The organism is Comamonas sp. DB36, assembly GCF_057914905.1.
Genome location: NZ_CP196631.1, coordinates 1,630,011 through 1,644,242 on the forward strand (window position 1 = coordinate 1,630,011; position 14,232 = coordinate 1,644,242).

Genomic DNA, 14,232 nt, shown 5'->3' on the forward strand with positions numbered 1-14,232 from the left:
CATGGAAATCGAACAAGCCCCGACCGAAAAGCCCTATACCAAGCCCGAAGGCGAACGCCGCGGCCTGGTGCTGGTCAATACCGGCAATGGCAAGGGCAAGAGCACGGCGGCGTTCGGCCTGGCGCTGCGCGCCCACGGCCGCGGCAAGTCCGTCAAGATCTTCCAGTTCATGAAAGTGCCCACGGCGCGCTTTGGCGAGCACCGCATGTTCGAGCAGCTGGGCATGCCCATCGAAGGTCTGGGCGACGGCTTCAGCTGGAAAAGCCAGGACCAGGAGCATTCGGCCCAGCTCGCGCGCGAAGGCTGGGAGCGTGCGCGCGCCGCCATCCTGTCGGGCGCGCATTTCATGGTGGTGCTCGACGAGATCACCTACCCGCTGATCTACGGCTGGCTGCCGCTCGAGCCCGTGCTGCAGACGCTGCGCGAGCGGCCGCGCGAAGTGCATGTGGTGCTCACGGGCCGGCGCTGCCCGCCCGAGATCATAGAGATTGCCGACACGGTGACCGAAATGACGCTGGTCAAGCATGCGTTCCAGGCGGGTGTTCCCGCGCAACGCGGCATTGAAGACTGATGGCGCCGAGCGGACAATGGTCTGACCGATTGGCTTGAAGAAACGGCCCCACCATGACCCCCATTCCAGGCCCGGCCAACGCCGCAGATCTGCCCGGCGCCACGCTGGCCGCTGTGCCTTTTGATGCACCCGACCGCGCCGCGGTCTATCGCGCCATCCACGAACGCCGCGACATGCGCCATTTCAGCGGCGGCACGGTGGCCGAGGATGTGCTGCTGCGCCTGCTGCGCGCCGCCCACCATGCGCCCAGCGTCGGTTTCATGCAGCCCTGGCGCTTCATCCGCGTGCGCGAGCGCGCTATGCGCGAGCGCATCCATGCGCTGGTCGAAGCCGAGCGCCAGTGCACGGCCCAGGCGCTGGGCGAACGCGAAAGCGACTTCATGCGGCTCAAGGTCCAGGGCGTGCTCGATGCGGCTGAGGTGCTGGTGCTGGCCATGCCGCCGGGCCGCGAGCAGCATGTGTTCGGCCGGCGCACGCTGCCCGAGATGGACGTCGCCTCGGCGGCCTGCGCGATCCAGAACCTGTGGCTCGCGGCACGCGCCGAAGGCCTGGGAATGGGCTGGGTGTCGCTGTTCGATCCGGTCGCGCTGGCCGCGCTGCTGAATATGCCCGAAGGCAGCCGCCCGCTGGCCGTGCTGTGCCTGGGCCCGGTGCCGGCGTTCTATGCCGAGCCCATGCTGCAGCAGGAAAAATGGGCGCAGCGTGCGGCGCTGGCCGACATGCTGTTCGATGAGACCTGGGGCCGGACGGCTCCGGGCGATCCGTGCTGATGGATGCGGGGCCGTGGTGGCTCATGGTCACGGCGGCGGCGCTGCTGGCGCTGGCCGTAGACCGTGTCCTGGGCGAGCCGCCCGCGCGACTGCACCCGGTGGTGGCCATGGGCCATTTCCTCGCCTGGAGCGGGCGTTGGGTAGCCGCCGACAAGGCCATCGCGCCTGGCGACTGGCACCAGGGCCGCGGCGCCTTTGCGCGCGGAGCGCTGGCCTGGACGCTGGGTGCGCTGCTGGTGAGCGCGCTGTATGCGGCGCTGCAGTCGCTGCTGCTGGCGCTGTCGCCGTGGCTGGCGCTTGCGCTGCTCGCGCTGCTGCTCAAGCCGCTGTTTGCCTGGCGCATGCTGCAGACCGAGGTGCAGGCCGTCGAGACGGCGCTGCAGCAGTCGCTCGCGGCCGGGCGCGAGCGGCTGTCGTGGCTGGTGAGCCGCGATGTCGCGCAGCTGAGCGAAGCGCAAGTGCGTGAAAGCGCGCTCGAGACACTGGCCGAAAACCTCAATGATTCGGTGATTGCGCCGCTGTTCTGGTTTGCCTTGCTGGGCCTGCCCGGCGCGGCGCTGTACCGCTTTGCCAATACCGCCGATGCGATGTGGGGCTACCCCGGATGGCGTGGCGGTCGGCACTGGCAATGGGGCGGAAAATGGGCCGCGCGCGCCGACGATCTGCTGTCGTGGATTCCGGCGCGCATCACCGCGGCGCTGATTGCACTGGCCGCGGGCGGGCTGTCGCCCGTGCGGCTGTGGCGCGAAAGCGGGCGCACGCCTTCGCCCAACGGCGGCTGGCCCATGGCCGCGCTGGCGCTGGCGCTTGATGTACGCCTGGGCAAGCCCGGCTCCTACGTGCTGCATGCCGCGGGCCCGGCGCCCGAAGCGCGACATACGGCCCAGGCCTTGCGGCTCACGCGCCGCGCAGTGCATCTGCTGGGCGGGCTGGCCGTGCTGGCCGCGATCCATGGGTATGCAAATGCTTGAAAACTGCCATGGCGGTACCGATGCGCTGGGCGTGCCGGCGCACGATTTTTCGACAAATCGCAATGCCTGCGGTCCCTGTCCGCAGGCATTGGATGCCTTGCAGTCCGCGCATTCCCAGCAGTATCCCGATCCCGCCTATGGCGCGCTGCGCCAGCGGCTGGGCGATTTCCATGGCGTGACCGCGCAACGTGTCGTGCTCGCGGGCAGCGCCAGCGAGTTCATTTTCCGCATCAGCGCCCATGCGGCGCGCCTGGGACTGCAGCGCGCGGTGCTGCCCGCGCACAGCTATGGCGACTATGCGCAGGCGGCGCGCGTCTGGGGGCTGGCGTGCGAACGCGACAGCGGCGCAATGCAAGCGCGCGCGCTGCACTGGGCCTGCGAACCTTCGAGCCCGCTGGGCCAGGCCGATCCCGCGCTGGCGCGCTGGCAGGCGGATAACGGCACAGGCGCCGATCTGCGCGTGCTCGACTGCGCCTACCAGCCGCTGCGCCTGGACGGGCAGCCAAGCGCCGCAGCCGCCGGTGTCTGGCAGGTCTGGACGCCCAACAAGGTGCTGGGCATGACGGGGGTGCGCGCCGCCTATGCGCTCGCGCCCGAAGGCGCCGAAGCGCACATCGCCGCACTGCAGGCGCTCGCGCCATCGTGGGTCGTGGGCGCGCATGGCGTGGCCCTGCTCGAAGCCTGGACCACGCCCGCCGTGCAGCAGTGGATAGCGCGCAGCCGCATCCAGCTCGCGCAGTGGAAGGCCGCGCAGATCGATCTGTGTGCGGCGCTGGGCTGGCATGTGGAGCCAGGCAGCCTGGCGAATTATTTTGTCGCGCGCTGGCCGCGCGCCGAGCATGCGGGCATGGCCGCGCGCCTGGCCTGGCTGCGCAGCGAACACGGCATCAAACTGCGCGACGCGGCGAGCTTCGGCCTGCGCGCAGCGGTACGGCTGGGGGTGCTGCCTCCGGCGTCGCAGCAGGCGCTGGCCCAGGCCTGGCGCGCTGCGCAATCCATCAGGAACACACCATGAACTCCTCGACAAGCACTTCGCTTCCCCTGCCCACGCCGGGCCAACGTCCCGCGCTGTGCGTGATGGTGCTGGGCACCAGCAGCGGTGCGGGCAAGAGCTGGGTCACCACGGCGCTGTGCCGCTGGTACCGCAACCAGGGCTTCAAGGTCGCGCCGTTCAAGGCGCAGAACATGAGCAATCATGCGCGCGTGGTGCCGGCCGCAGGCGACGCCTGGGGCGAGATGGGCACGGCGCAGTACCTGCAGGCGCTGGCCGCGGGCTGTGCGCCCGACGTGCGCATGAACCCGCTGCTGCTCAAGCCCGAAGCCGACATGCGCAGCCAGGTGGTGATGCTGGGCCAGGTCGACAGCGCGCTCACGCAGCTGCCCTGGCGCGAGCGCAGCGCCCATGTCTGGCCGCGCATCGCCCAGGCGCTGGACGCGCTGCGCAGCGAGAACGATGTGGTGATCATCGAAGGCGCGGGCTCGCCCGCCGAAATCAATCTGCACAGCAGCGATGTGGTCAACATGCGCGTCGCGCGCCATGCGCAGGCGCATTGCCTGCTGGTCAGCGACATCGATCGCGGCGGCGCGTTCGCGCATCTGTACGGCACCTGGGCGCTGTTGCCCGCCGAGGAGCAGGCGCTGATACGCGGCTTCGTGCTCAACAAGTTCCGCGGCGACGCGCGCCTGCTCGCTCCCGGCCCGCAGATGCTGCAGGATCTGACCGGCGTGCCCGTCGTGGCGACCATTCCCAGGCTCGCACGCCATGGCTTGCCCGAGGAAGATGGGGTGTATGACGCGGGCGCCGACGACCTCGACGCCGGCGCCGTGGTGCACACCACGGTGGCCGTGGTCGCCTATCCGCGCGCGAGCAATCTCGACGAGTTCCAGCCCTTGATCAACGTGCCCGGCGTGCGCCTGGTGTGGGCGCGCAGCCCGGCCCAGCTGCAGGGCGCCGACTGGGTGATTCTTCCGGGCTCCAAGGCCACGGCCAGCGACCTGCGCTGGCTGCGCCGCCAGGGGCTGGACGCGGCGCTCACGGCCCATGTCGCGCAGGGCGGGCGGCTCTGGGGCATCTGCGGCGGCCTGCAGATGCTGGGCGAAGCCTTGATCGATCTGCACGGCGTCGACGGCAATGAGGCCGGTCTGGGGCTGCTGCCGCTGGTCACGGTGTTCGACCTCGACAAGCGGCTGCTGCGCGCTGCAGTGCGCATGCCGGCGCTCGATGCGCCCTGGCAGGCGCTGTCGGGCGTGGAAATGCAGGTCTATGAAATCCACCATGGCCGCACGCGCGTGCGCGACGACATGGTGGCCGCTGGCCAGGGCGTGCATGAACTCGTGCCCGGCCTGGTCTGGCAAGGCGCCGAAGGCCGCATTCTGGGCAGCTACTGGCATGGCATGTTTGAAAACGCCGCTGTCGTGCAAGCCCTGCTTGGCGCGAGCGCTCCTACGCTGGACAGCGTGTTCGAGCGGCTCGCTGCCGGCGTGGACCAGTGGTTTTCGCCGCAGCCGGCCTGAAAGCAATCCTGCAGGCTGTAGGTCGGGGCCTGCGCTCGCAGGCGGGATGGACTGATAGGGTTGCAAAATGTACGGCCCCAAGCTGAGGCACGCGTCCAAGAGGTTGCCATTCCGCTTCGGAAACCCTCTCGATCGTGTCCTTTCACTTTGGAGAAAAACACCATGAAATCCACCACCTTGTCCCGCTCGCTGCAAATGACTCTGTGTGCTGCTGCCCTGTGTTCCTTTGGCGCCGCCAACGCCCAGACTCCGCCCCCCGCCGGCGCCAGCGGAATGTCGCAGTCGCAGTCGGAAGTGAGCAAGCCCGCGCAGGCGCCCGCAGTGCAGCCGGGCGCGCGCGACGGCATGCAGCATTCATCGCCCACGCATCGAATGACGCAGTCGGAATCCGAAGCCAAGAAGCCCGCCCAGGCGCCGGCGCCGCGCGCCGGCTCGCGCGACGGCAAGGCACAGTCGTCGCCGGCACCGGCCAGCGGCAAGGGCATGTCCCAGTCGGAGTCTGAAGTGAGCAAGCCCGCTCAGGCGCCTGTCGGTGCCGGCGGCAAGTAACGGCCAGCCCGCGTGGCGGCAACCCGCAAAGGCCCCTTAGGGGGCCTTTTTTTGTCTCCGGTCACTGCCGCGCAGCGCCTGGTTTGCGGGCTTCGCGCCGCGGCCCAGGGCCGCCGTTGTAGGTTCGCGCCTGCAGACGCAGGCGGGCTGGGCTTATAAGCCCGGCGCGCAAACTGCCCCAAGCTGTGAAACGTAGCGAGGAGGCAAGCGCTTAGTTCCTCCTCTTCGATCGATTCACTTTGGAGAAAACCACCATGAAGTCCACCTGGTCCCGCTCCTTGCAAATGACGCTGTGCGCCGCCGCCGTGTGCGCGCTGGGCGTCGTCAATGCCCAGACCCCTGCGCCCATGGCGCCAGGGGCCGCCACGCCGCCCGCCGGCGCCCAGGCACCCGTGCCGCCGCCGCCACCGCTGGGCGCGGCGCAGCATGACGGCAAGAAGCCGCACCACATGAAGCGTGACCACCGCGGTCACAAGGACGAGCGCCATCATGGTCAGCGCGGCAAGTATTCCAACCCGCACGAGCACGAAGCCGCAGCAGTGCGTGCCGAAGAGCGCGCCGGCCGCATGCCGCGCGGCCAGGACATGGACCAGTACCAGCGCAATGCGCTGGCACGCTGCGAAGTGTTCCGCGAAGCCGAAGACCGCCGCTCGTGCGCCGACCGTGTGCGTTCCGCCGAAGTCAGCGGCAGCGTGAAGGACGGCGGCGTGCTGCGCGAGTACACCGAGCAGGTGCCGGTGCGGCCGTAATCGCAACGCACTGCGCATAGAAGGCCCCTCGGGGCCTTTTTTCATGTCCGGGCAAGACCCTGACGGTGGCGCGCGGATGCGCAGTCCCGGCCCATGCCGCGCCCAGGCCGGCGATACTGGCGGTCTTTGGACTTTATGCTGGCCGGTGCGCGATGACTCGTTTTTTGCCTGAAATACCTTCCATCCATGACCCTGTATGGAATGCGCGCGTGCAGACGCTGATCGACCACAAGACCAAACCACTGGGTTCGCTGGGCCTGCTCGAGCGCACCGCGCATAGACTGGCCGGCATCCTGCACTCCGAGGCGCCGCGACTCGAGCAGCCGCAGATGGTGGTGTTTGCCGCCGACCATGGACTTGCGGCGCGCGGCGTCTCGGCCTATCCGGTCGATGTCACCTGGCAGATGGTGGAGAACTTTCTCGCCGGCGGCGCGGCGGTGAGTGTGCTGGCGCAGCAAAACGGCCTGGCGCTGCATGTGATGGATTGCGGCGTGGCGCGTGATTTCGCCGAACGCCCCGTGGTGGCCGGCCGGCCGCGGCTGTGGCATTGCAAGGTGGCGCATGGCACGCAGGACTGCTCGGCAACCGATGCGATGACCGCCGCGCAGTGCGACACCGCGATGCGCCATGGCGCGGCGCTGGTGCAGGCGCTGCCCGGCAATGCCTTGCTGCTGGGCGAAATGGGCATAGGCAATACATCGTGCGCTTCGTTGCTGCTGGCGCGTCTGTGCGCGGTCGACGTCGCCAAGGTCACGGGCGCGGGCACGGGCCTCAATGCCGCGGGCGTGGCGCGCAAGGTGCAGGTGCTGCGCGAAGTGCTCGCCTGGCATGACGGGGTCGAGGAGCCGCTCGACGTGCTAGCCGCCATGGGCGGCTTCGAGATCGCAGCCATGGTCGGCGCGGTGCTGCAGGCCGCGCATGAGCGCCGCGTGATCGTGGTCGACGGCTTCATTACCACCGCCGCGGTGCTGGTTGCGAGCCGCCTGCGCCCCGCCGTGATTGAACGCTGCGTGTTTGCCCACCGTTCGGGCGAGCCTGGCCACACCATCGTGCTGCAGGCACTGGGCGCCGAGCCGCTGCTCGACTGGGGGTTGCGCCTGGGCGAAGGCTCGGGTGCGGCACTGGCCTGGCCGCTGCTCGAATCGGCCTGCGCGATGCTGCGCGACATGGCGAGCTTCGCTTCGGCCGGGGTCGCGGGCCAGCAGACCGAAGCCGTCAGCGCCTGAGTTCGGGCTTCAGGGCGCGGGCGTTTTCGGCTGGTAGTCGCAGTAGGTCGAAACAATGCACTCCCAGCAGCGCGGCTTGCGCGCCTGGCAGACATAGCGCCCCAGCAGTATCAGCCAGTGGTGGGAGTCGACCGCATAGGCGGGCGGAACACGCTTGAGCAGCTGCTTCTCCACGGCCAGCACGTTGGCGCCCGGCGCCAGCCCCGTGCGGTTGCTGACGCGAAAGATATGCGTGTCCACGGCCATGGTCGGCTCGCCGAACGCGACGTTGAGCACCACGTTGGCGGTCTTGCGGCCCACGCCCGGCAGGTCTTCGAGCGCTTCGCGCGTGCGCGGCACCTGGCCGCCATGGCGCTCGACCAGCCGGCGGCAGGTTTCCAGCAGGTGTTTGGCCTTGCTGTGGTACAGCCCTATGGTCTTGATGTACGACTCGAGGCCGTCGAGGCCCAGGTCCAGAATCGCCTGGGGTGTGTTGGCCACGGGAAACAGCTTGCGCGTGGCCTTGTTGACGCCCACATCCGTGGCCTGGGCCGACAGCAGCACGGCCGCGAGCAGCTCGAACACCGTGGTGTATTCGAGCTCGGTGTTGGGCATGGGATTGGCCGCCTTGAGCGTGGCGAAAAAGGGAACGATCTGCGCGGTCTGCATGGGGGTAACCCGGGGCAAAAGGCGATTGTCGGGCAAAGTGTGGACGCGCGCTGGGGCCAGTTCAAAGGTGGCGTCGCGCATTGCGCACGCGCGGCGCAAATTTGATGAAAAATGGGGGGTTGGCGGCCGCGCGCGACCGTCCCCGAATTTTGTTGCTGAAACGGACCCTATCTATGCAATTCGCCGAGCGTCTGAACAATGTGGAGACTTCCGCAATCCGTGAACTTTTCAAGCTGCTGGGCAAGCCCGGCATCATCAGTTTTGCCGGCGGTTTCCCCGACAGCGCGCTGTTTGATGTCGCCGGCATACGCGCGGCCACCGAAGCGGCGCTGACCGAGGAGCCAGGCGCGGCGCTGCAGTACGGCGCCACGGAAGGCTACCAGCCGCTGCGCGAGCAGATCGCGGCCTTCATGGCTGGCAAGGGCGTGAGCGCTGTCGCACCCACCGATTTCGTGGTCACTACCGGCAGCCAGCAGGCGCTCGATCTGCTGGGCAAGACCATGATCAGCCCCGGAGACAAGGTGATCGTCGAAGGCCCGACCTTCCTGGCCACCATCCAGTGCTTTCGCCTCTACGGCGCCGAAGTCATCAGCGCGCCCATCGATGCCCAGGGCGTGGACACCGATGCGCTCGAGAAACTGATCGCCGAGCACCAGCCCAAGATGGTCTATCTGATCCCTACCTTCGGCAACCCCAGCGGTGCGACGCTGAGTCTCGAGCGCCGCAAGAAGGTGCTCGAACTCGCGGTCAAATACCAGACGCTGGTCGTCGAAGACGATCCGTACGGCGATCTGTACTTCGACGCCGCGCCGCCGCCCAGCCTGCTGGCGCTGTCGTCCGAAGTTCCCGGCAGCCGCGACTGGCTGGCCCACTGCGGCAGCCTCAGCAAGGTGCTCAGCCCCGGCCTGCGCATTGGCTGGCTGGTCGCGCCCGACGCGCTGCGCGAGCGCGCGGTGATGTGCAAGCAGTTCAGCGATGCCAATACCAGCACCTTCGCGCAGGCGACGGCGGCGCAATACCTCAAGGCAGGCCACATGCCCGCAACGCTGGCCAAGGTGCGCGCGGTCTATGCCGAACGCGCCCAGGCCATGGGTGCTGCGCTGCGCAAGGAGCTCGGCGATGCGGTGACTTTTGTCGCGCCACAGGGCGGGTTGTTCCTCTGGGTCAAGCTCACGGGAGCGCGCGGCCAGTTGCAGGACGCCAACGTGCTTGCCAAGCGTGCGATCGACAAGGGCGTGGCTTTCGTGCCCGGTGCGCCTTTCTTTGCGCAGAATCCCGATATGTCGAGCTTCCGGCTGTCGTTCGCGACCGCCGATGTGGCCAAGATCCAGGACGGCATGGCCCGGCTGGGTCAGGCGTTGCAGGGTTGAGCATGGCCGATGAACAGGCGCAGCGCGCGCAGGACCGCATCACCGAACTCGAGATCAAGGCCAGCTACGTCGAGGACACGCTGGATCAGCTGAACATGACCATCTACCGTCAGCAGCAGCAGATCGACGCGCTGATCGCCGAAGTGCGCAACCTGCGCCAGCAGGTGCCGGCCGAAGGCGGCGGGGGCGGGCGCAATCTGCGCGACGAATTGCCACCTCACTATTGAGAGGGATTCATCAACGCAAAGGCTTCCGAGGAAGCCTTTTTTGCTGCCTGCCGAAGCGTGCCAGTCTATTCAGGCGCCTTGTTCGCGATGTTCTTCATCTTGCCCAGGAACAGGCGCAGGAAGAAGATGCCCATGCCAATGATCAGCAGAATGGATATCAGGCTCATCAGGCCATAGTCGGTAGAAAACAGGTCGATCCACAATTTCATGCATAGCTCCATTCGGGCCCGGGGTGCTGTTCCAGTGCCATGGCTGGACTATCGCCGCGAACCCGGTGGCACCGCTTGCGCCAGATCAAGCGCCGCGATGAAACGCGCGCGCACGCGTCACTGGTGAATTGCGTCTGGGCCCGCAAGTGGGTCGTCGTTTGGCCTACAAGCGCCGGCGCTTTGTGCAGGCAAGCTCAAGGGGTTGCGGGCGGACAGCGAAAGCGGCCGACCCGCCGCAGCAGGCGCAGCGGCCGCACAGCCGCTCGCCGATGGCCCTTTGTTTTGAGCAGGAGCACATATGACCACACCCGAACAACGCAAGAACCTCAATCTCGACCCGATCACGGACGAGCCCGGAGCCCACCCGGTGGGCACGGGCCTGGGCGCGGGCGGCGGTGCGCTGGCTGGCGCCGCAGCGGGTGCCATGGGCGGTCCGGTGGGCGCTGCCGTGGGTGCCGTGGTCGGCGCTGTGGCCGGCGGGCTCGCAGGCCACAGCGTGGCCGAAGCCATCAACCCCACGGCCGAGGACGCGTATTGGCGCAGCACCTACGACAAGGAAGCGTATTACCGCTCGGATTACACGTATGACGATTACGCGCCAGCCTACCGCGCGGGCTGGGAAGGCCGCGCGGCCGGACGCGACCGTTGGGACGAAGTACGTGACGACTGGTCGCGCCGCTGGCACGGCGAGCCCCATGGCTCGCGCCTGCGCTGGGACGAAGCCGAACCCGCGGCCAAGGCCGCCTGGGAGCGTGCCAACGAACATTACGTGTTCAACAAGCAGGAATGAACACCCTGGTTTCAGCCGCCTGATTTTTTCGGTGCCGCAGCCCCTGACTCTGGGCCATCCGTTGGCAGGGGCTGCAGCCAACCGGCAGCAGCCGTGATCACGCAATGCGTCAATCGCTCCAGCCCGGCCTGTGCATTGCGCGCATGGGCCCAGTAAAGCGGCACATCGACACCCGTATCGGGCAGCACTTCCACCAGCGTGCCTGCGTCGAGGTGGCGCTGGATCAACAGCAGCGGCTGCATTCCCCAGCCCACGCCTGCCTCGCCGGCACGCACGAAAGCATAGGCCGATGGCAGCCAATGCTTGGGCGGTCCGTGGCGCGTGGCCAGTCCCTGGGCGTGCAGCCACTTGTCCTGCAGCGCATCCTTGCGGTCGTAGCTGAGCATGGGCGCGCGCGCAATCGACTCGGGCGTCACGCCGGCGGCGAAATGCTGTGCCATGAATGCCGGGCTCGCCGCCGCGACATAGCGCATCGAGCCCAGCGGCCAGGTATTGCAGCCCGTGATGCTGGTCGATGTCGCGGTCACCGCGGCCATCACTTCGCCTTCCTTGATCCGCTTGGCCGTATGGTCCTGGTCGTCGATGCTGATGTCGAGCAACTCGTTGCCTTCGCGCGTGAACGCCGCCATCGCATCCATGAACCATGAGGACAGCGAGTCGGCATTGACCGCGAGCTTGAGCGTAGGCGGCATGAACTGGCCTTCGGACACCAAGGCAGGATTGGTGCGGCGCAGTTCGTTCTCGAGCAGCGCGACCTGCTCCACATGCAGGCACAGCCGCCGTCCGGCTTCGGTTCCCGTGCAGGGCTGGCCGCGCAGCACCAGCACCTGGCCCACGCGTTCCTCCAGCAGCTTGATGCGCTGCGATACCGCGGAAGGGGTGATATGCAGCTTGCGCGCGGCGCGCTCGAAGCTGCCTTCGCGCACCACCGCGGCCAAGGCTTCCAATCCGGCGTAGTCGAGCATCAGTTCTTCTTAATAGGTTGAAACTAATTTAATTTTACTTAATATCCGGATGAATCGACAATTTCCCTTATGTGGACAACGTTGATTTCTTCTTCCTGGATTGCGGGCTTTACGGTCTGCCTGTCTTTGATCATCTCGATAGGCGCGCAAAACCTCTATGTGCTGCGCCAGGCCGTGCAGGGCCGGCATGTGCGCGCCTGCGTGGCGTGGTGCGTGTTCAGCGACGTGCTGCTGATCGGCATAGGCGTGGCGGGCATGTCGCAGCTGCTCGGGCGTGCGCCCGATCTGGCTTATTACCTCTCGCTGGGCGGCGCGCTGTTCCTGCTGGGGTACGGCCTGTACGCACTGTGGCGGGTGTTCTATGCGGCCGATGTGGCGCTGCAGGGAGCGCAGGCGACGCAGCGCGGACTGCTGAGCGTGGTCGGCACGCTGGCCGTGATCACGCTGCTCAACCCCCATGTCTATCTGGACACGGTGCTGCTGGTGGGCAGCATAGGCGCGCGCCAGGATGGGGCGCTCAAGGCGGTGTTTGTCGCGGGCGCGGCCTGCGCGAGCCTGCTGTGGTTCATGTTGCTGGCCAGCGCGGGTCGGCGCCTGCAGCATTGGTTTGCCCACCCCATGCCCTGGCGCGTGCTGGACGCGCTCACGGGCGTGATGATGCTGGCGCTGTCGTGGTGGGTCTGGAGCGGCATGGCCGCGCCGGCCTGAGCTGGGCGCTCAGCCCAGCTTGGCGAGGACTTCCAGCAGGTTCCACTGATTGCACTGGATCTGGTAGTGGCCTGTCGTGCCATTCTTGTGGCTCTGGGCCTCGACGACGATCACATTGCCCAGCGCGCGCGCGGCCGACAGCGGGCGAATTTTGTCGTACTGATGGGCTTCGGCGATGTCGCCGCGAAACAGCAGCAGCGGCGAGGCGGCATCGGGCTGGCCGTACTTGCGCGCATACAGTTCCAGCGTCTTGGCGCGCGTGACTTCGTTCAGGCCGACAAGCACTGCCTGATCCATGGAAAGGGTGGGGGACAGCGTATCTTCGGACATGGCGGAAATTGGGTGGGTGGATAGTGAGGTGCCGACCGTGCGAAAGCAGCGGCCGGCGTCATGGGCCGGATTTCACCATAACCCGCCCAAATTATGTTGCAGTTTTTACATCTTTATGACGCCCGCATGACCTTGGCGAGTGAAATTCGCGCCGCCGGCTGCAGCCGCAACCCTCCGCCGCTGGCGCTCAGAACGCGGGAACGACCGCGCCCTGGTACTTGTCCTGCAGGAACTTCTTGACGTCTTCGCTGCGCAGCGCCTGGATCAGCTTGGTGATTTCGGGGCTGTTGGCGCGGTCCTTGCGCGCGGCGACGATGTTGGCGTAGGGTGAATCCTTGCCTTCGATGAACAGCGCGTCCTTGGTCGGGTTGAGCTTGGCTTCGATCGCGTAGTTGGTGTTGATCAGCGCCAGGTCGACATCACCGAGCGCGCGCGGCAGCAAAGGCGCTTCGAGTTCCTTGAACTTGAGCTTCTTGGGATTGTTCACCACATCGAGCGGCGTGGGCGTGAGGCTCTTGGGGTCCTTGAGCGTGACCAGGCCCTGCTTGGCCAGCAGCAGCAGCGCGCGGCCGCCGTTGGACGGATCGTTCGGGATGGCCACGGTGGCGCCGTCCTTGAGATCCTTGATGTTCTTGAGCTTCTTCGAATAGGCGCCGAACGGCTCGACATGGATGGTGCCGTTGGGCACGGCGACCAGCGAGCTCTTGCGGTCCTTGTTGTAGCTGTCCAGGTAGGGCTGGTGCTGGAAGAAGTTGGCATCGAGCTGCTTGTCTTCGACGGCCGCATTGGGCTGCACGTAGTCGCTGAATTCGCGCACCTGCAGATCGATGCCCTGTTTCTTCAGCGCGGGCTTGATGTGGTTGAGAATTTCGGCGTGGGGCACGGCCGTGGCTGCAACCTTGAGCACCGCGTCCGCGGCATGGGCGGTCAATGCGAGGGTGGCAAGGGCGATGGCGGACAGGGTTTTCTTCAGCATGACGAACGCTTTCCTGGATGAATTTGTTGAATGAGCGCCAGCGCCGAAACCGGTGGAACTGGGGCGCAGCAGGCCTTAGTTTAGTGCGCTGTGGACGCGATGTGCAGCGAAAAAACGATTTTGGTTATAAGAATGTGGTTTTTTATGCAAATCTATCGTTTTCCAATGCGCCGCGCCTATGCGCACTGATCGTTCCGATGAATCCTCTGGGCGGCGTATTCCATTGATAATGGCGCCCAGGCGGGAATCGGCTGATCCGATCCCGCACAGATGCGAAGGTGCCCCATTCAGGGGTTCAACGACAAGCAGGTGCGCCGCGCTCCAGAGCCCGGCAATTCCTGCGCTGCCCCCGCAACGGTAGGCGAAATCTCAGGTTCTCACGCGGGTCCAACGATGACCCGCAGTCACTGCGCCCGTACAGGGCGTGGGAAGGCGAGGACTGAGCCGGCACACGCCGGCGTTTCGCAAGCCCGGATACCGGCCTTTGCCATCGCTTCGGACGCCGCGGGAGTGCGCATGTCAGGGCAGATGAGGTGGCGGGGCGCGCGCGTTCGGCGGCCTCTTTGCCTGTGCGTGCCCTGCGGTGGGTATTGATCCATGGGCTTCGCGGGTGAGCGAAGCACAGATTTGAAATCATCGCATGCATTCCTCAGGTAGTT

General features: G+C 66.8%; 18 protein-coding genes and 1 riboswitch. Of the genes, 13 read left to right on the top strand and 5 right to left on the bottom strand.

Annotated features, from left to right (window positions below; all coding sequences use genetic code 11):
• The first annotated feature begins 1 nt into the window (after position 1).
• The 8 genes from cobO (at position 2) to cobT (ending at position 7,350) form a co-directional block, all read left to right on the top strand.
• Positions 2-571, top strand: coding sequence for a cob(I)yrinic acid a,c-diamide adenosyltransferase (gene cobO, locus ACSVDO_RS07755; RefSeq protein WP_489595701.1), 570 nt, complete (start codon positions 2-4; stop codon positions 569-571).
• A gap of 53 nt (positions 572-624) precedes the next feature.
• A complete protein-coding gene (bluB, locus tag ACSVDO_RS07760) occupies positions 625-1,341 on the top strand; it encodes a 5,6-dimethylbenzimidazole synthase (protein WP_489595703.1) in 717 nt (238 codons plus the stop codon).
• A complete protein-coding gene (gene cbiB / locus ACSVDO_RS07765) occupies positions 1,341-2,312 on the top strand; it encodes an adenosylcobinamide-phosphate synthase CbiB (RefSeq protein WP_489596357.1) in 972 nt (323 codons plus the stop codon). The genes bluB and cbiB overlap by 1 nt, the downstream gene beginning before the upstream one ends.
• Complete coding sequence (locus ACSVDO_RS07770) at positions 2,299-3,327, top strand: aminotransferase class I/II-fold pyridoxal phosphate-dependent enzyme (RefSeq protein ID WP_489595705.1); 1,029 nt, start codon at positions 2,299-2,301, stop codon at positions 3,325-3,327. The genes cbiB and ACSVDO_RS07770 overlap by 14 nt, the downstream gene beginning before the upstream one ends.
• On the top strand, positions 3,324-4,826 hold the full coding sequence (locus tag ACSVDO_RS07775; protein ID WP_489595706.1) for a cobyric acid synthase: 1,503 nt from the start codon (positions 3,324-3,326) through the stop codon (positions 4,824-4,826). The genes ACSVDO_RS07770 and ACSVDO_RS07775 overlap by 4 nt, the downstream gene beginning before the upstream one ends.
• A 162-nt stretch (positions 4,827-4,988) precedes the next feature.
• Complete coding sequence (locus tag ACSVDO_RS07780; protein WP_489595708.1) at positions 4,989-5,375, top strand: hypothetical protein; 387 nt, start codon at positions 4,989-4,991, stop codon at positions 5,373-5,375.
• Positions 5,376-5,629: 254 nt separating this feature from the next.
• Positions 5,630-6,124 (top strand): hypothetical protein, encoded by a 495-nt coding sequence (locus tag ACSVDO_RS07785; RefSeq protein WP_332534342.1) that lies wholly within the window; start codon positions 5,630-5,632, stop codon positions 6,122-6,124.
• A 152-nt stretch (positions 6,125-6,276) separates the two neighbouring features.
• Complete coding sequence (gene cobT, locus ACSVDO_RS07790; RefSeq protein ID WP_332534341.1) at positions 6,277-7,350, top strand: nicotinate-nucleotide--dimethylbenzimidazole phosphoribosyltransferase; 1,074 nt, start codon at positions 6,277-6,279, stop codon at positions 7,348-7,350.
• Between the two features lie 9 nt (positions 7,351-7,359).
• Here cobT and nth read toward each other — a convergent pair whose 3' ends face one another.
• Positions 7,360-7,998: an endonuclease III gene (gene nth / locus ACSVDO_RS07795; RefSeq protein ID WP_489596359.1), complete on the bottom strand. Its 639-nt coding sequence runs from the start codon at positions 7,996-7,998 to the stop codon at positions 7,360-7,362.
• 173 nt (positions 7,999-8,171) lie between these two features.
• Here nth and ACSVDO_RS07800 point away from each other — a divergent pair, with 173 nt between their 5' ends.
• Positions 8,172-9,368 carry an aminotransferase-like domain-containing protein gene (locus tag ACSVDO_RS07800; RefSeq protein ID WP_489595711.1) on the top strand — a complete coding sequence of 399 codons (1,197 nt, stop codon included), beginning with the start codon at positions 8,172-8,174 and terminating at the stop codon, positions 9,366-9,368.
• Positions 9,369-9,370: 2 nt separating this feature from the next.
• A complete protein-coding gene (locus tag ACSVDO_RS07805) occupies positions 9,371-9,595 on the top strand; it encodes a SlyX family protein (RefSeq protein WP_332534338.1) in 225 nt (74 codons plus the stop codon).
• A 65-nt stretch (positions 9,596-9,660) separates the two neighbouring features.
• Here the strand turns inward: ACSVDO_RS07805 and ACSVDO_RS07810 are convergent, their stop codons facing one another.
• Positions 9,661-9,804 carry a DUF3149 domain-containing protein gene (locus ACSVDO_RS07810; protein ID WP_332534337.1) on the bottom strand — a complete coding sequence of 48 codons (144 nt, stop codon included), beginning with the start codon at positions 9,802-9,804 and terminating at the stop codon, positions 9,661-9,663.
• Between the two features lie 298 nt (positions 9,805-10,102).
• Here ACSVDO_RS07810 and ACSVDO_RS07815 point away from each other — a divergent pair, with 298 nt between their 5' ends.
• Positions 10,103-10,594, top strand: a complete 492-nt coding sequence (locus ACSVDO_RS07815) for a hypothetical protein (protein ID WP_332534335.1) — start codon at positions 10,103-10,105, stop codon at positions 10,592-10,594.
• Between the two features lie 11 nt (positions 10,595-10,605).
• On the opposite strand, the gene ACSVDO_RS07820 is transcribed toward ACSVDO_RS07815, so the two are convergent.
• Positions 10,606-11,559, bottom strand: coding sequence for an HTH-type transcriptional regulator ArgP (locus ACSVDO_RS07820; RefSeq protein WP_489595714.1), 954 nt, complete (start codon positions 11,557-11,559; stop codon positions 10,606-10,608).
• Positions 11,560-11,628: 69 nt separating this feature from the next.
• Here ACSVDO_RS07820 and ACSVDO_RS07825 point away from each other — a divergent pair, with 69 nt between their 5' ends.
• Positions 11,629-12,267 carry a LysE/ArgO family amino acid transporter gene (locus tag ACSVDO_RS07825; protein WP_332534332.1) on the top strand — a complete coding sequence of 213 codons (639 nt, stop codon included), beginning with the start codon at positions 11,629-11,631 and terminating at the stop codon, positions 12,265-12,267.
• Between the two features lie 9 nt (positions 12,268-12,276).
• Here ACSVDO_RS07825 and ACSVDO_RS07830 read toward each other — a convergent pair whose 3' ends face one another.
• Together ACSVDO_RS07830 and ACSVDO_RS07835 are read right to left on the bottom strand one after the other, a co-directional pair.
• Entirely contained in the window at positions 12,277-12,597 is a 321-nt protein-coding gene (locus ACSVDO_RS07830) for a hypothetical protein (protein ID WP_332534330.1), read from the bottom strand.
• Between the two features lie 187 nt (positions 12,598-12,784).
• Complete coding sequence (locus ACSVDO_RS07835) at positions 12,785-13,573, bottom strand: MetQ/NlpA family ABC transporter substrate-binding protein (RefSeq protein ID WP_332534328.1); 789 nt, start codon at positions 13,571-13,573, stop codon at positions 12,785-12,787.
• Positions 13,574-13,590: 17 nt separating this feature from the next.
• Between ACSVDO_RS07835 and ACSVDO_RS07840 the strand changes: the two genes are divergently transcribed.
• On the top strand, positions 13,591-13,800 hold the full coding sequence (locus ACSVDO_RS07840; protein ID WP_489595716.1) for a hypothetical protein: 210 nt from the start codon (positions 13,591-13,593) through the stop codon (positions 13,798-13,800).
• Positions 13,801-13,832: 32 nt separating this feature from the next.
• A riboswitch (cobalamin riboswitch) is annotated at positions 13,833-14,073 on the top strand.
• Positions 14,074-14,232 lie beyond the last annotated feature (159 nt).

Coding starts and splice junctions, on each gene's coding strand:
- nth (WP_489596359.1), bottom strand. CDS start 7,998: ATGCAGACCGCGCAGATCGTTCCCTTTTTCGCCACGCTCAAGGCGGCC.
- ACSVDO_RS07775 (WP_489595706.1), top strand. CDS start 3,324: ATGAACTCCTCGACAAGCACTTCGCTTCCCCTGCCCACGCCGGGCCAA.
- ACSVDO_RS07810 (WP_332534337.1), bottom strand. CDS start 9,804: ATGAAATTGTGGATCGACCTGTTTTCTACCGACTATGGCCTGATGAGC.
- cobT (WP_332534341.1), top strand. CDS start 6,277: ATGACTCGTTTTTTGCCTGAAATACCTTCCATCCATGACCCTGTATGG.
- cobO (WP_489595701.1), top strand. CDS start 2: ATGGAAATCGAACAAGCCCCGACCGAAAAGCCCTATACCAAGCCCGAA.
- ACSVDO_RS07820 (WP_489595714.1), bottom strand. CDS start 11,559: ATGCTCGACTACGCCGGATTGGAAGCCTTGGCCGCGGTGGTGCGCGAA.
- ACSVDO_RS07805 (WP_332534338.1), top strand. CDS start 9,371: ATGGCCGATGAACAGGCGCAGCGCGCGCAGGACCGCATCACCGAACTC.
- ACSVDO_RS07825 (WP_332534332.1), top strand. CDS start 11,629: ATGTGGACAACGTTGATTTCTTCTTCCTGGATTGCGGGCTTTACGGTC.
- ACSVDO_RS07815 (WP_332534335.1), top strand. CDS start 10,103: ATGACCACACCCGAACAACGCAAGAACCTCAATCTCGACCCGATCACG.
- ACSVDO_RS07800 (WP_489595711.1), top strand. CDS start 8,172: ATGCAATTCGCCGAGCGTCTGAACAATGTGGAGACTTCCGCAATCCGT.
- ACSVDO_RS07770 (WP_489595705.1), top strand. CDS start 2,299: ATGCAAATGCTTGAAAACTGCCATGGCGGTACCGATGCGCTGGGCGTG.
- cbiB (WP_489596357.1), top strand. CDS start 1,341: ATGGATGCGGGGCCGTGGTGGCTCATGGTCACGGCGGCGGCGCTGCTG.
- ACSVDO_RS07780 (WP_489595708.1), top strand. CDS start 4,989: ATGAAATCCACCACCTTGTCCCGCTCGCTGCAAATGACTCTGTGTGCT.
- ACSVDO_RS07835 (WP_332534328.1), bottom strand. CDS start 13,573: ATGCTGAAGAAAACCCTGTCCGCCATCGCCCTTGCCACCCTCGCATTG.
- ACSVDO_RS07840 (WP_489595716.1), top strand. CDS start 13,591: ATGAATTTGTTGAATGAGCGCCAGCGCCGAAACCGGTGGAACTGGGGC.
- ACSVDO_RS07830 (WP_332534330.1), bottom strand. CDS start 12,597: ATGTCCGAAGATACGCTGTCCCCCACCCTTTCCATGGATCAGGCAGTG.
- ACSVDO_RS07785 (WP_332534342.1), top strand. CDS start 5,630: ATGAAGTCCACCTGGTCCCGCTCCTTGCAAATGACGCTGTGCGCCGCC.
- bluB (WP_489595703.1), top strand. CDS start 625: ATGACCCCCATTCCAGGCCCGGCCAACGCCGCAGATCTGCCCGGCGCC.